We start from the raw sequence: 15,419 nt of genomic DNA on the forward strand, positions 1-15,419 counted from the left end.
TTATGCCGCCATCGCTGGCAAGCCAGCTCCTACAGGGATTTGCGGGGTATGTTGAATTTGTGGTGTGACACAGATCTGTAGGAGCCGGCTTGCTGGCGATCGATGGTGGCCGTTATGCCGCCATCGCTGGCAAGCCAGCTCCTACAGTGGATCGGGTGCAGCCGTGAGAGATGGGTCGGATGTCAGGCCGCCATCGCTGCGATCGGTGATCCGAGAAGGCAACTCCTAAATCCGTGCCAACGCCTGCGCCAGGTCTGCGCGCAGGTCTTCGACATCCTCCACCCCCACCGACAATCGCACCAGCGCATCGCCGATGCCCAGTTGCGCGCGGGTTTCCACGGGGATGGTGGCGTGGGTCATGATCGCCGGGTGCTCGATCAGGCTTTCCACACCGCCCAGGCTTTCGGCCAGGGCGAAAATCTGCACGTTTTCCAGGAAGCGCCGGGAGCCGGCCAGGTCGGTGTTCAGGTCGACGGAGATCATGCCGCCGAAGCCGCGCATCTGTTGCCGGGCCAGTTCGTGCTGCGGGTGCGAGGGCAGGCCCGGGTAGTAGACGTGGGCGACTTGCGGCTGGCGTTCCAGCCATTGCGCCAGTTCCAATGCGTTGCTGCAGTGGCGTTCCATACGCAACGCCAGGGTCTTGACCCCGCGCAGGGTGAGGAAGGCGTCGAACGGCCCGGCGATGGCGCCCACCGCGTTCTGCAGGAAACCCAGGCGCTCGGCCAGCTCGGCGTCCTGCCCGACCACGGCGATGCCGCCGATCACGTCGGAGTGGCCGTTGAGGTACTTGGTGGTGGAGTGCAGCACGATGTCGAAGCCCAGTTCCAGCGGACGCTGGATCCACGGACTGGCAAAGGTGTTGTCGGCCACGCAGATGATGCCCCGGTCGCGGCAGGTGCGGGCGATGGCGGCTAGGTCAGTGAGGCGCAACAGCGGATTGCTTGGGGTCTCGACCATGACCATGCGCGTGTCGTCCTGCAGGGATGCTTCGAACGCCGCCAGGTCGGTCAGGTCGACAAAGCTGAAGCGGTGCCCGGCGCTGCGCTGGCGCACCTTGTCGAACAGGCGGAAGGTGCCGCCGTACAGGTCGTTGCCGGAGACGACGTGCGAGCCGGCGTCGAGCAGCTCCAGTACGGTGGAAATGGTCGCCAGGCCCGAGGCGAAGGCAAAGCCCCGGGTGCCGCCTTCGAGGTCGGCCACGCAGCGTTCCAGCGCCCAGCGCGTCGGATTGTGCGAGCGCCCGTAGTCGAGGCCCTTGTGCACCCCGGGGCTCTGTTGCAGGTAGGTGGAGTTGGCGTAGATCGGCGGCATCAGCGCGCCGGTCGAAGGGTCCGGCGTTTGCCCGGCATGGATCACGCGGGTGGCGAAGCCCCGTGGCGGGGCATGTTCATCGTGCTGACTCATGGCAGGGATCTCCGCAAATGATTGAGCATGTCGGTTCGGGTAATCAGGCCGTGGAAACCCGAGGCATCCTGGATGATCGCCACCAGCCCACGACCCAGTTCTGCCTCCAGTTCCGCCAGTGAGGCGCCGGGGGACAGGGTTTGCAATTTGTCGGTCATGGCGCTGGAGACGGTCTTGCGAAAGTGCTTAACGTCTTCATGCACGCCCAGCAGGATGTCGGACTCGTCGATCACCCCGACCAGTTGTTTGCCGTTCACCAGCACCGGCAGTTGCGACACATCCGCCAGGCGCATGCGCTGGAACGCGGTGAGCAGGGTGTCGTCGGGGCCAACGCTGATCACCCGGCCGTCCTCGAAGCGCCGCGCGACCAGGTCGCGCAGGTCGCCGTAGGACTTGCGTTGCAGCAGGCCCTGATCGTTCATCCACTGGTCGTTGTACACCTTCGACAAGTAGCGCGTACCGGTGTCGCAGACAAAGCTGACCACCCGTTTCGGTTGGGTCTGCTCGCGGCAGTAGCGCAATGCCGCCGCCAGCAGGGTGCCGGTCGACGAACCGCCGAGAATGCCCTCGGCCTTCAGCAACTGGCGGGCATGATCGAAGCTTTCCTCGTCGCTGATCGAATAGGCGTGGCGCACGCTGGACAGGTCGCAAATCGACGGAATGAAGTCTTCGCCGATACCTTCCACCGCCCAGGAACCGGGGGTGGGGAGGGTGCCACTGCGGCTGTATTCGGCCATCACCGAACCGATCGGGTCGGCCAGGACCATTTCCAGATCCGGCTGCACGCGCTTGAAGAAGCGGGTCAGGCCGGTGAGGGTGCCCGCCGAACCGACACCGACGACGATCGCGTCCAGATCATGCTGGGTCTGCGCCCAGATCTCCGGCGCGGTGCTGCATTCGTGGGCCAGGGGGTTGGCCGGGTTGTTGAACTGGTCGGCGAAGAACGCATCGGGAATTTCCGCTGCCAACCGCGCGGCGACGTCCTGGTAGTACTCCGCATGGCCCTTGCCGACGTCGGAACGGGTGATGTGCACCTCGGCGCCCATGGCCTTGAGGTGCAAGACCTTCTCGGTGGACATCTTGTCCGGTACCACCAGCACCACCCGGTATCCCTTGGCGCGGCCGACCAGGGCGAGGCCGAGGCCGGTGTTGCCGGCGGTGGCTTCGACGATGGTGCCACCGGGTCGCAGGCGGCCATCGCGTTCGGCGGCATCGATCATCGCCAGGCCGATGCGGTCCTTGATCGAACCGCCGGGGTTCTGTGATTCGAGCTTGAGAAACAGCGTGCAGGGTCCGGTATCGAAACGGCTGACGCGTACCAGTGGCGTGTTACCGATCAGTTCGAGTACGGCAGGGCGGGAGTCGTTGGGCATGTCTTCACCTCGTTGCGCTAGCACCATGGATGGACAAAAAGACGGCGGCGAATCATCGCGCCAGTCGTGAAATTGTTGTGTCTGGACCATAGGCCGGGAACGCCACACTCGCAACCGTCCGGGAGAAAGTACCCCCGACATTGGGGAAGTTTTTTCAACGGGCACGCCCGCTAGCGAAACCGATGGGGTATGGCCTCGGCAAATGGATAAAAGGCAAACCAGGGCCTGGCTTCGTCGATGACGCGCTGGAAGGATGGCCGCTGCGTCAGCCTGTCGAAATACCCGCTCAAGTGCGGGTGGCCGTCGGGGAAAGGCACCAGCGTGCTGGCATAGAACAGGGCCGGCGCGGCGGCACAGTCGGCCAGGCTGAAGTCCGGGCTGGCCACCCAGGTTCGCGAGGCCAGCTGGCGCTCGAGCATGCCGTACGCCGTGGCGAGCATGGCCCGTTCCCCGGTCAGGTCGCCGTTCGTCCCATGCAGGCGGTCGGCGACTATCCGTTGCAGCGGCCCCTGCACGTACTGGTCTAAAAACCGATCCCACAGGCGCACTTGCAGCGCGGTATCGCAATCGCCGGGCAGCAGGCAGTGCTGGGCGGAATAAGCCCGGTCCAGGTATTCGATGATCACACTCGACTCCGCCAACCCGTTCGGATGCGCGTCATCGCGGATGACCGGGAATTTGCACAGGGACCATAACGCCGAGAGTTCCGCCCGGTCTTCCTCGCTGGAAAGATCGATGATTCGCCTCTCAAAGTCGATCCCATGCTCGTAAAGCGCGACCAGTACCTTGTGGCAGAACGACGAAAGCGGGTGGTAATAGAGTGTCAGGGGCATTCTTCAACTCCTCGTTCCAGCGACGGGATGCCAGGTGGCGAGGCGTCCCACGGATGATTGCAGTGGCTCGGAGATTAAGTCGCAGGTGCGGTCTTCGCTACCTTGAACCATGAACTAGACTCATGCCGTTGGTCGGGCAAGTCAAAGGTCAATTACTCAAGCAAGAGTGGGGGCTGGGTCATGGCAAAGGACAAGAAGGGCGCGCCCAAGGGGCGTTCCGCGCAAGACGAGAAGTTGAAGAACAAGGATTACCTTGAGCAGTTGCGCCTGTTGCACGTCGAAATGGTCAAGTTGCAGGAATGGGTGAAAGCCGAGGGCATCAAGATCTGCGTCGTGTTCGAGGGGCGCGACGGCGCCGGCAAGGGGGGCACGATCAAGGCCCTTACCGAGCGCGTGAGTCCGCGGGTGTTCCGGGTGGTGGCATTGCCTGCACCCACCGATCGAGAGAAGAGCCAGATGTACGTGCAGCGCTACTTGCCGCACTTACCCGCAGCGGGCGAAGTGGTGATCTTCGATCGCAGTTGGTACAACCGCGCGGGCGTCGAGCGGGTGATGGGCTTCTGCACCCAGGAGCAGGTGGACCTCTTCCTCAAATCGGTGTCCCACGTGGAGCGCGCGATTGTCGATTCGGGGGTCATCCTGCTCAAGTACTGGCTGGAAGTCAGCCCCGAGGAACAGACCCGTCGACTCGAAGCGCGCATCAAGGATGGTCGCAAGATCTGGAAGCTGACCCCCATGGACCTCAAGTCCTACAGCCGCTGGTTCGACTACTCGCGAGCGCGTGACGCCATGTTCGAGGCGAGCGATAGCGAGCATGCCCCCTGGCTCGTGGCCAACTCCAACGACAAGCGGCGGGCACGCCTGAACATCATCAGCGATCTGCTCAGCCGCATCCCCTATAAAGAAGTGGCGCGGGACAAGGTGGTATTGCCCAAGCGGCAGAAGCCGGGCGGTTATCGCGAACCGGATTATCCGCTGAAGCGGATCCCCGAGAAGTACTGATGGGTACGCACCCGGGGGCCATTGTCCCATGAGCCAGCCAGACGCTTCCCCGCCCGCGGCGGAACCGGGCCGTATCGTGCGCCGTGACACCAGCGAAGACCAGGCTGGCTGGGGCCGCTGGTTCCCCGGACTGCGCACGCTGCGCGGATACCACGTGGCGTGGTTGCGCCACGACCTGATGGCCGGGCTGGTACTGACCACGATGCTGGTGCCGGTGGGCATTGCCTATGCGGTCGCATCGGGGGTACCGGGCATCTATGGCCTGTACGCCACCATCGTTCCGCTGATCGCCTATGCGCTGTTCGGCCCCAGCCGGATCCTGGTGCTGGGGCCGGATTCCTCGCTGGCGGCCGTCATTCTCGCGGTGGTCCTGCCCCTGTCGGGCGGTGATCCCCAGCGCGCAGTCGCCCTGGCGGGAATGATGGCCATCGTCTCGGGGGCCGTGTGCATCCTCGCCGGCATCGCGCGCCTGGGTTTCATCACCGAGTTGCTGTCCAAGCCGATTCGCTACGGCTACATGAACGGGATTGCGCTGACGGTGCTGATCAGCCAGTTACCGAAGTTCTTCGGTTTTTCCATTGATGCCGAGGGGCCGCTGCGAAACCTGTGGGCCATCGCGAGCGCGCTGATCGAGGGCAAAACCAACTGGACCGCGTTCATGGTCGGTGCCGGCACCCTGGTGGTGATCCTGCTGCTCAAGGGCCACAAGCGCATACCCGGCATCCTGATCGCGGTGGCCGGTGCGACGATCGCCGTGGATGTGCTGGACCTGGCGGCGCGGGCGGGGGTCAAGGTCCTCGGCCCGCTACCCCAGGGCCTGCCGTCGTTCGCCATTCCCTGGATCACCAGCGCCGATATCGTGCCGGTCCTGATCGGCGGTGGTGCCGTGGCCCTGGTGTCCTTCGCCGACACCAGCGTGCTCTCGCGGGTGTACGCGGCGCGCACCCGCACCTATGTCGACCCGAACCAGGAAATGGTCGGGTTGGGTATCGCCAACCTGGCCGCCGGACTGTTCCAGGGGTTTGCGATCAGCAGCAGTTCCTCCCGTACGCCCGTGGCCGAAGCCGCTGGCGCCAAGACCCAGTTGACCGGCGTCGTCGGCGCGGTGGCGGTTGCCTTGCTGCTGGTGGTGGCACCGAACCTGTTGCAGGACCTGCCAAACAGTGCCCTGGCTGCCGTGGTGATCGCCTCCGCCATCGGCCTGATCGAGATCACCGACCTGCGGCGCATTTATCGCATGCAGCGCTGGGAGTTCTGGCTGTCGATCGTCTGCACGGTGGGCGTGGCCGTGCTGGGGGCGATCGAGGGCATCGGCCTGGCCATCCTGATTGCGGTGATCGAATTCCTCTGGGATGGCTGGCGCCCATACTCTGCGGTACTGGGGCGCGCGCGAGGGGTCAGGGGCTTCCACGACATCAAGCGCTACCCGGACGCGCGGCTGATTCCCGGCCTGGTCATCTTTCGCTGGGATGCCTCGCTGTTTTTCGCCAACGCCGAACTGTTCCACGAGCGGGTACTGGACGCCGTGGCCGCATCGCCAACCCCCGTGCGCTGGCTGGTGCTGGCGGCGGAACCGGTCACCAGCGTCGACGTGACCAGCGCCGACATGTTGGCCGAGCTGGATGACACCTTGAAAGCGGCGGGCATCGAGTTGCGCCTGGCCGAGATGAAGGACCCGGTCAAGGACAAGCTCAAGCGCTTCGGGTTGTTCGAGCGGTTTGGCGAGGCGGCGTTTTATCCGACCTTGAACGCTGCCGTTAGCGCCTACCTCGCGAGCCATGCGGTGGAGTGGCCGTACCCCGAGGAGGAGGCGCTGCCCGGACACCGATAATGGCCATTTCGATCTCCTTTTGGCCAACCCCGCGCTATGAACAGGCCGGGCGGTGGGCAAGAATCGGAACCGGAGTCTGGTGCGCACCAGCCTCTCCATCGATAAATACGAACCTGATCTTCCTTGCCCTTGGCGGTTTTGCCGGGCACTGCCGCGTACAGCACATAAAAACCATCGAGCTGACTTGGGGAATTGATCCATGGACACAATCAAACGCCTATTGGGTGTCACCGTTTGCGGGCTGACACTGCTGGCCAGTGCCGTACAAGCCGAGCAGCGCGAATTGCGGGTGTACAACTGGGCGGACTACATCCTGCCGTCCGTGCCCAAGGACTTCGCCGACAAGACCGGCATCAAGGTCACCTGGGACACCTTCGACACCAACGAATCCCTGGAAGCCAAGCTGCTGACCGGCAACTCCGGCTATGACCTGGTGGTGCCGTCGAACCAGTTCATCGAAACCCAGATCAAGGCCGGTGTGTTCCAGAAACTGGACAAGTCCAAGCTGCCCAACTGGAAGCACCAGGACCCGGCCCTCCCCACTTTTCACTTTTGTCGCCCAAAACAGTCATTGATTCCAAAGGTTTTTGTCAAAATGACTTCAAAGGAAATTGTCAAAATAAGTTAAAAATTGGGAGGGCTTGCCAAAATGCCCCAGCTTTGAGCGGCTGCGGCAACAGTGCAATTGTAGCGTGCCCGTTCGAATATTATTTCAATAAAGGTTTTGGAGTTATTGGCAATTGATACTGTCGATCTGTGCAAGTCGTGCGATCGAGCTGGTATAGTTAAAGTGGAATATGATCGGTGGTATATTCGTGTAATTCAGATTTCTTGATCATGACGTAGTCGCAATAGCCTTTCAGCGGGTAGTAAGCTTTAATTTTTTTTGTTTTTAATAAGTGTCTTGTGCATTTTCTTTCGTCTAGATATCTATCGCCCTGGGTATACGTGCAGTATTTATTGAGGATCCGCTCAATTTTTTTTACGTCGCTCTGAATGAGGTAGATGATGTACCTGATTTTAATCGGAGTGGTAAATCCAGAATGTAGAAAAAGTCGACCAAATGTTTTTGGGCTAATGTCATATTTTTTGCTTAGGTCGGAGGCCTTGACTAAGCAAGCTTTTTGGTTTTGATTTGATCTTTTTTTTCTAAGTGATATATTAAAGTATTTTTTGATGTCGCTGATCGCATAATAGCGTTGGCAGGAGGTGTCAACTGGAGGGCCACTGACGGGCATGATAGAGAGTTGGTTTAATATTCTAAAAACACAGGTAATAGAGACGTTTAACCAGCGGGCAACGGTCGTGGTATTGGCGAAACGCTTGTTGAAAGTGTCGACATCGCTTCGATTTATAAGCCCGTAGCATTGATGGGCACTGTCCGCAAAATTAAGGAGGCCTGTTTTGATCAGGCAGAAAACTACGCTTTCGGTTACCTTCAATTTCCTGCATGTTTCGGCTACGGTATAGGCAATTTTTCGTTCACGAATTATCCGGCGCGTCGCCGTTGCACAGGCTAAGACTTTGTCGCGTGGATAAAAAGCAGCGGAATATTTATTTGGTTCTGGGGTCGTTATAGATTCAATTCCCATGCTGCGCAGTGTCGTGGACGCTTTCGTACGACCACAGCCTAAAATTTTTCCGGCTTCGGTAACACCTACATATTGCTTGTTGAACTCGTCGAGCACCGTTCTCTTTATATGAGAGCCGCCTCCCAGGCCTTGTCTTCGCACATTTTTGAGTATCCCCTGGTTAACAAGGAACCTTATTGTTTGAAATTTGAATCCAAGGTATCGCGCTGCCAAAGCAGTGGGTAGCCAAACCTCTCCTTCCTTAGGGACGTATCGTCTGAGTGAGTGCCGAGTGCATTTGGGGCTTACTCTGCCTGGTTGAACATTTCTCTTGCACCATTCAATTATTGATTCACTCGATTGAATATTCAGGAGTTGAGCGTTAAGGTAGGGATTTGAAAAACCCAATGAAGGTGGTTGTACTTGGGAAATAGCCATGCGAATATCTTTTTCGGAGATCTGATTTTGGGCTGATAGTAACTGTATTGAAATAATATTCTCTGAAAATTTTTCTACGTCATGGGAGTCAAAGTAAATCTTGTGCATGTCCCACTTTTTAGTAAGAAAATTCTCATCGATCAGGCTTTTTACTACTCCTTTGTGAAGTATAAATTTTTTTTGAAAGTCTTTTTTGAACAGGCCGTCAATTGTTTTTTTTGTTTTCTTGAAGCCGTTTTTTAGCTTGATTGATAACATTTTTGCAGCAATTGTTTGCGCTTCCTTCCAGCTATATCGGGTGTGCCTGAGGCGAGTGTCTACGATCTGTATAGCGTCTACGGCGGTTGACCATTGGTTTTCTTTTATTTTAAGCCAAACGATAATTTGAGCTCTAGTTAAGTAAAAATCACCCACTGACTGTAAGTTTTGGGCTATGTGTTCGGGTGTTTGGGCAGTTTTGGATTTGAGGAATTCGTATACGCATGCGCGTACTTTTACATCATTGAATCTGGCGAGTTTCGCCGCGAGAATGCGTTTGGGTATCTCCGGATAGTAAAATTCCAAAACACGCAGGTGAGTCATGAGGCCCAACATGTTATCTTTCATTATGCAAAACGCTATCGATTGCAGACACCTGTCTGTGGGGCATTTAGTGTCTCTTCCTAATGGGTATTCTAGTTTTCTAAGGACACTCATTAGGTGCTGGAACTCCTCGGTGGCCCCCGCTCTAAATATACTTAGCAAGTTTCGTTCATTCTCTGCCTCATCCCAACTGCAGGTTGGTGATATCAAAAGATAATCGCACCCGCACTTTTCCACCAACGGCACGCTCCAATGAAGACCGCGACGACAGTTTGGGCATTGCGTCAGATATTCGCGATTGTGATAGGGGCAGTAGCAGGCAAGCTTGAAGTCTTTGATGAAATGCTCGTGGCCCTCTCGCCAGCATTCGGAACAATACGCGACTGTTCTCCTGCGGATCATGTCGGCTTCTACCGTGATTCCCGCAATGCTTAGCGGTGGACTTTGTTCTAGAATGCCAATTCGCTTATAGAAGCCGCTGAGAAAATCCGCTCCTGCCACGCCGGCTTGTCTCGCAATATGTTGAATGACTGGGTGAGATTGGGATAATGGGATACTGTGATACCACGCGTCACCAAAGAGATGCTGGTAATCCGAGTTACAAACACAACCATGCTTGATGGCCATGCGTTTTAGCATACTTGTTGGGCTTTCTTCGGGTAAAGGCTGAGGAATGAATAAAATATTACTCATCGCGACTCTCCTGATAGTCCAGGATTAATTTAAGCGAGTCATCATAAGTCAACGCATAGGGGTTGCCGTCTGCTAGGTTTTTTGGCAGGTCAACACACTGGCAGGCCGCATAGAAATCGCTCGCTTTCAGTTCGTGCGGAGCGGCTCGGCGCAAGCAAGTTTTCAAAGCGTCGTTAATAATTAAACGCATCTTTTTCAAATTGCCGCAGGTACCCACATAGAGTGGCGCGGCGATGGTGGGGTCGTTTAGATGAACCCCCTTGGCGAGCGCTGCAATGTCGTACATTACGGTATCTAATTGTTTCAGTGTCGCCAGAAGGGCGGAGTTGGCGCCTGTGTCATAAGCGAAATGTGATAGTTCCGCAAAATACGGGTATCGACTTTCAAACGCCTCATTTTCACGTCTTATATCTCGGCAGAGTTCGGTGCCAGAAAGGATTACTGGAATTCCAACGCCATTGAGAAGTGAGACAATCCATTGCAGAGAGTCGAGACGAACCTTCTCGGACACCGTGGTAATACAGAGGCGCTGTATTTCATCGAGAAATATTATCTTTACCTGGCACGTTTTCAAGCAAGTAATGAGCTGATGCGTCAGTTTTTCGATGTTGCCATTGGGCGTGACGTCAATGAGATCACGGAGCATATTGGTGATTAAGCCTTTGACGGTCGTCGGCGAGGGCACTTCGCAATAAAAAACGGGTAGATTGGTATAGGTCCCATCGTCACGGCGAATCATCGCGTTGCCGTTATGCAGCTTTTGAAAATAACGACAAAGCGTGGATTTTCCGGTACCGCTTGGCCCGCAAAGCAGGGCACATACTGGCTCACCCAACGCTTCAGTGTTTTCGATCGCGTTCTGGATTTGTGAGCACGCGTGTCGATAGAGGGGATGGAAAACAATTTTGCTTTTGAATGCTTGAATGATTTTTTGGACCTCGGCTTCCATGGCAATGCACCTCGGTATGGTCAGTAGGACTTACGGGCTGCAGGGTGGAGCGGAGCAGTGCGCTGGATCCACCCAGGCGGTGGCGGTGCCCGTTATTCGATGGCTGGATACAGCGCTTTCATCGCGGCAAACGGAGCGTTTCTGCCTGGGCAGTCAGATGGGGGACGGAGCGCGGTGGCGATCGAGGCTGACCCCAAGCTTTAGCGCAATGGTGTGCGACCGGCGCGGGTGAAGCAGTGCGCAGTAGGCTGTACATGGCGTCAAACCTCCACCGACGAATAATCGTCCGGGGTATCGCCGTGATGGCGATAATCAACTGGCGTATTAGGTTTGGTTCTCGTTACCCGTGCGGGGCGTTTGGGTTGTTTTGGGAGCAAGCCCTTTTCCGCAGCACGTTGACGCTGGCGCCGTTGGGCCGGGGTTTTGACCTTGGCCAGTTCACGCAACAGGGTAATTCGAGCGCGTTGTGCCTTGCGCGGATTGAAGGTTTCGCGTTCCGCCTTCAGACGTTTAAGAATCAATTGATGCAGGTGCAGGGTCAGTCCTTCCTGGTAGTCGGGATCGACTGCCTGCAGCTCAAGTACCTCGTCGGGATAGCTGGGATGGCAGGCCCAAGCCCGCCCGAGATCACTGGGGTCGTAATAGACAAGCAGCTTGTCCACTTTCGGTTGGCGGTTCGCCAGGTACGGCACAGCTGGTCCGGTCCAGAACAGCGATTTGTACCGCAGCCGACCTTGTTGGGCGGAGGCTTCGAACGCACTTAAGAAATGCTGACGCAGTTCCGAGGGTGAATAGCGCCGCGGCGCGAACATGGGCGAGTAAGCCGCCTCCCAGGCCAGTCGGGGAGAGGTGTTCAGACTGCTGTGCACCCGTTCGCAGTACACCTCGTTCACCCAGCGACGGAAGGTATCTCTGATTTCTTCGATGGTCAGGCGCGCGTTTTTTTCAGCGTCGTAATCGCCACGGCTGGCTATGTTGGAAAAGGTCGTGCCGGGCATTGCATGGGCAATCTCCTTCGACCAGACGCCAAAAAAGGCTTCCACGTGAGGTTTTTGATTGCCGGTGGCCGGTTCGCAGTAACAAACCTCACCGCCCAGCAGCGTGATAATCCGACGAAGGTTATCCGCCACGAACTCGGGGCCACTGTCGAAGACGTAACGTAGTGCGACACCCCCGTACATATTGTCGCTGGATAACGACAGCTTGAGCGCCCGCAGGGTGGTGTCCAGGGAGGGCGGGTTAAAGCCGATGCTCCAGGCGTAGGGCATCCGCGTAAGGACTTCTAGGAAAACGGTCAGGTACGGGCGACCGATCACCTCGCCTCGATCATTCACGACCATTACGTGCATCTGTTGAGTGTCGGCCTCCACCAGTTCGAACAGGCGCCCCGCGCTTGGCCGTTTACGGGTCCAGCCTTGCTTTTTCTGGGTGTACTTACTGCCGTGCTGGGCACAAGCCGTTTCATACGCGTCCAGTTCTCGCAGGATCCGATTGAGGGTCGATGTCGAAGGTATCTTCAGCCGGTCGTGTTTGGGTCTGCCCTCGTTAAACGCTTCCAGTTCCAGGACAATGGCATCGATCACTTCGGTTTTACAGGCGGGTTCTGATTTCAGATAGAGATCTTTAACCTGCTGCTTGATGATCTGCTGAATTTCCCACGGCTGGTGGTCCAGGCGATGTTTCATTTTTTGTTTGCGGCCCGGGATGAGCGACAGATAGCTGTAACCCGATTTGCAAAAGGTTCGGACCCAACTGCGTGCCGTGCTCAGGCTGGGCGGGCAGATATCGTTGATCTGCTTTGCCAAGCGCTGGATCACTGACTGGGCGCGTCGCGTTGGCATTCGGCCATGCAGTTCGTCCATCAGTCCCCGGGTGTAGTAACAATGGCGGTCGAATACAACAGCGTAAGGCTTGGGCAGACCGGCGATGATTTTTTGCGGATCCTGCTCAATCGGCGCTTCCTGATCTTTAACGAGGGCGCCACGCTTCATTGCGCGAAGCAGAATGTCCCAAGTCTGGCGCAGCACGATCCGGCGGCCCTCGATCGCGCGCAGTTGTACGCATTCACCCTGCCGGTCGACCACCTGCATCCGTTGGCCGCGATAGCGGTAGTGTTCACCGATTTTGAATTCAAAGATGTCCATCACGGCCTCCGTAAATCATAGTTTGCAAGGTGAGTTGTTCTTTGAGGTTGGTCCACAGTTGGTCAAGGAAGATGGCGTGACAGATATCGGCAGACGTCGCACCGCCGGCGAACAGAGCGCCGAAAGTCGCACGCTGTTCAGGCATCGCCATCACTTGGGCGCGTACCTGTTCTGCCGCTCGTTGGGAGCTGCCAAAACCCTGGTGGTAGAGGGCCCGCAGGTTGTAGCTAACCTGTGGATGGGGAAGGTCAGCGGCCTCCAGCCAATGAAACAACAGCCCCTTATCTCGAAGCATCGCTTCCACGGCTTGCTTTTGGTCGCGGACCAGCGCCTCCGGCTGATCGTCGGACGGTAGGAATTTGAGATAAATCGGTGGCCCGCTACTCAGCGTGACGAGAAAGTCGGCCTTGTAGCGCCGTGCGCCGCCGCACACGGTGGGCGGTCGGCAGTGGTAGCTGAGAACATCCGGGCGGTATTCCAGATGGACACAGTAATTAGCCTGCTGCAGGTTGCCGCAAGCTACGGCCCCTCCATTTTTTCGCGAAGGAAAAAACGTGACTCGACTGCCCGGGCGTCCTTTGGTCAAAGGTGCACGGGTGAGGTTTTCCTCGGGACGGTTGCGTGAAGCCAACATGATGGTTCTCCTCAAGGGGGAGATGAATGAGCAATGACGGCGGCAGACTAAAGGCCATCCGCAGTACCCGACCGCCACTGACGGTTGCTCGGTGACGGTGACGGTGCCGCGCGAAGCGGGGCAGACCCGCTTCGCGCTGGTCAAGGCGCTCGGCTCGCTTCGCCGCCAATAGGTTGCCGTGGGGCAGTCAGCGTGACGGGCAGAGATCGCTAGCGGCGCTTATCGGCGCCAGTACGCGAGGGGGGGGGGTGCCACTCACGTCGGGAGACTCGGGCGAGCTGTGCGATGCCCCGTGTTAATGCCGGTGCGTTCGTCGCCGAGCCAGTTCAAACAGTGAGATGCCCATCGTGGCTTCAAGCAGTTTCATTTGCTGCTCATCGTTACCGGCGATGAACGTCGTATGAACCAGCGGGGGGATTCTTGACAGCATGCGGTATGCCGAGCGCCCGTACGGACGAAACACCCACCACACGACGATGCCTAGTTGCCCATCGCCGTCGGAACAGTGGGGCTGGTCTTGGATGGGGTAACGGCTTCGGGCAGTCTGTGGGATAGCAGCGCTATAGGGCGTGCCGAGCCGCGCATGCCATTGCGTGATGGTGGGCATTGGCGCGTACTGGGAGCGGAAACGGTATGGCAGTCGATGGGGATACATATGCATGTCCTCCAGCTGACGCGGCGGAATTGCCGCGTCGGAGGTCTATTTTATTTCGCTAGGTACCGTGAATCAGTCGACTAAAACAGCGTCGACATGTGCATAGACGCAAGCTATTTCCATGCGATATCAACAGCTTACGTAACTAAAACTTGTGCGTTGCCCCCACGCCATAAGCCAGCAGTGGTGTCGCCGGAAATGAGTCGATTCCACTCATAGACGAAAGCTATGCGTGGTAAAAATCAACGAGTTAGCGAACAAAAGTTTTCGCATCACTTTTTGTGATGTCTGGAATTGCCCACCTCACATGGCCTTATGAGAATGTCGGGCTGACTGGCGAGTCCTACATACCGCTCTATAGTTGTGTACCGGGGTAATTGGTGGGGGTGTGAGGTGACAAAGTGTCGACACTTAGCCTTAAATCAATCTGCCGCTGCCGGAACCGGTTTGTCGGCGCTGAACTCTACCGACTGACGGGGGCTCGTTCGCCCAGCGAATTTGCGTTGCGCTGTGATCAGTTGGATCGCCCTCATCTGTACGCGGCACCGAGTGCTGCTGGGGCGGAGTCACTGCATCGAGGTAACCCCAAGTGGCTGCGGTTGCTGGACCACGGGATCAAGCTGCATGCAGATAGCCTGAACCGTCTGGCCGCGGTGTATCCCGAGATGGAGGGTGTCCGCAACCACCCCTTGTGGGACGTGCTCAGTTGGGACAGCGACGATAGTGAGGCCCCCTTTACCTACCTGAAGCACCTCAGGCCGAACTGCCGTGCACTGGAACGCTCCAGTTACTTGTGCCGTACCAATGCGCGGATGAAAGGGGCGCTGGGTGTCCCCGATTGGACGAAATTGGCGATGCCCCTGGCCTTGTTGGACAGTTCCGCGTTGGGCCATCACCCTCAACAACGTTGGTTACACGCCCATTTCAGCCATTATTTGACGATCGCCTCGCTGTCGCCGACGTACCAGCGCTGTTTTCCTGATCTGTGGGCATTGGTTGATCAATGGCTGCAAGCCAGGGGGCTGGGCGCCGACGCCTCGTCGTTGAAGTGGCCCATCGATGCCGGCGCGTTCGAGTATCAGCAGGCTCTGAGTCAACTGACGCGCAAGGAACTGATGGATCGCGGCTGGCTGCCGGAAGCGGATCTGCCTACGCGGTGCGCTTTGGCCATGCTCTGGTCGCTGCACCTGGGCGGCACCCCACTGAATGAACAGTTGGCACGCAGCTACAGTCGGGGTGGACGGCGCTGTCCGGCGCCGCTTCGCCACTTGATGCGCGACCTGGATCCGCGGCTCAACGTGGCCGTGTAA

Annotated in this window: 10 protein-coding genes and 1 pseudogene; 4 read left to right on the plus strand and 7 right to left on the minus strand. The window is 57.7% G+C overall.

Going from position 1 to position 15,419, the window contains the following annotated elements; translation table 11 throughout:
• Window positions 1-225: 225 nt before the first annotated feature.
• The 3 genes from DKB71_RS13100 to DKB71_RS13110 form a co-directional block, all read right to left on the minus strand.
• Entirely contained in the window at window positions 226-1,404 is a 1,179-nt protein-coding gene (locus tag DKB71_RS13100; protein WP_274078049.1) for a PLP-dependent aspartate aminotransferase family protein, read from the minus strand.
• Window positions 1,401-2,777 (minus strand): pyridoxal-phosphate dependent enzyme, encoded by a 1,377-nt coding sequence (locus DKB71_RS13105; RefSeq protein ID WP_408600637.1) that lies wholly within the window; start codon window positions 2,775-2,777, stop codon window positions 1,401-1,403. Before DKB71_RS13105 ends, DKB71_RS13100 begins: the two co-directional genes overlap by 4 nt.
• A gap of 170 nt (window positions 2,778-2,947) precedes the next feature.
• Window positions 2,948-3,610 carry a glutathione S-transferase family protein gene (locus DKB71_RS13110; protein WP_408600638.1) on the minus strand — a complete coding sequence of 221 codons (663 nt, stop codon included), beginning with the start codon at window positions 3,608-3,610 and terminating at the stop codon, window positions 2,948-2,950.
• 180 nt (window positions 3,611-3,790) lie between these two features.
• On the opposite strand from DKB71_RS13110, the gene ppk2 reads away from it, so the two are divergent.
• From ppk2 to DKB71_RS13125, 3 genes and pseudogenes are all read left to right on the plus strand, one after another.
• The gene (gene ppk2, locus DKB71_RS13115; protein WP_408600639.1) at window positions 3,791-4,612 is read left to right on the plus strand and encodes a polyphosphate kinase 2; all 822 of its coding nucleotides are present in this window, start codon (window positions 3,791-3,793) and stop codon (window positions 4,610-4,612) included.
• Window positions 4,613-4,640: 28 nt separating this feature from the next.
• A complete protein-coding gene (locus DKB71_RS13120; protein WP_408600640.1) occupies window positions 4,641-6,443 on the plus strand; it encodes a SulP family inorganic anion transporter in 1,803 nt (600 codons plus the stop codon).
• A 199-nt stretch (window positions 6,444-6,642) separates the two neighbouring features.
• Window positions 6,643-6,981: pseudogene (locus tag DKB71_RS13125) on the plus strand (spermidine/putrescine ABC transporter substrate-binding protein PotF); the annotation flags it as partial.
• A gap of 247 nt (window positions 6,982-7,228) precedes the next feature.
• On the opposite strand, the gene DKB71_RS13130 reads toward DKB71_RS13125, so the two are convergent.
• The 4 genes from DKB71_RS13130 to DKB71_RS13145 form a co-directional block, all read right to left on the minus strand.
• Window positions 7,229-9,727 carry a TniQ family protein gene (locus tag DKB71_RS13130; RefSeq protein ID WP_408600641.1) on the minus strand — a complete coding sequence of 833 codons (2,499 nt, stop codon included), beginning with the start codon at window positions 9,725-9,727 and terminating at the stop codon, window positions 7,229-7,231.
• Window positions 9,720-10,676 (minus strand): TniB family NTP-binding protein, encoded by a 957-nt coding sequence (locus tag DKB71_RS13135; RefSeq protein ID WP_408600642.1) that lies wholly within the window; start codon window positions 10,674-10,676, stop codon window positions 9,720-9,722. The genes DKB71_RS13130 and DKB71_RS13135 overlap by 8 nt, the downstream gene beginning before the upstream one ends.
• 260 nt (window positions 10,677-10,936) lie before the next feature.
• Window positions 10,937-12,820, minus strand: coding sequence for a transposase family protein (locus DKB71_RS13140; protein WP_408600643.1), 1,884 nt, complete (start codon window positions 12,818-12,820; stop codon window positions 10,937-10,939).
• Window positions 12,807-13,454, minus strand: a complete 648-nt coding sequence (locus tag DKB71_RS13145) for a hypothetical protein (protein ID WP_408600644.1) — start codon at window positions 13,452-13,454, stop codon at window positions 12,807-12,809. The genes DKB71_RS13140 and DKB71_RS13145 overlap by 14 nt, the downstream gene beginning before the upstream one ends.
• Window positions 13,455-14,627: 1,173 nt before the next feature.
• Here DKB71_RS13145 and DKB71_RS13150 point away from each other — a divergent pair.
• Complete coding sequence (locus tag DKB71_RS13150) at window positions 14,628-15,419, plus strand: hypothetical protein (protein ID WP_408600645.1); 792 nt, start codon at window positions 14,628-14,630, stop codon at window positions 15,417-15,419.

This window comes from Pseudomonas sp. PLMAX (assembly GCF_046042685.1).
GTDB classification, from domain to species: Bacteria; Pseudomonadota; Gammaproteobacteria; order Pseudomonadales; family Pseudomonadaceae; genus Aquipseudomonas; species Aquipseudomonas putida_AE.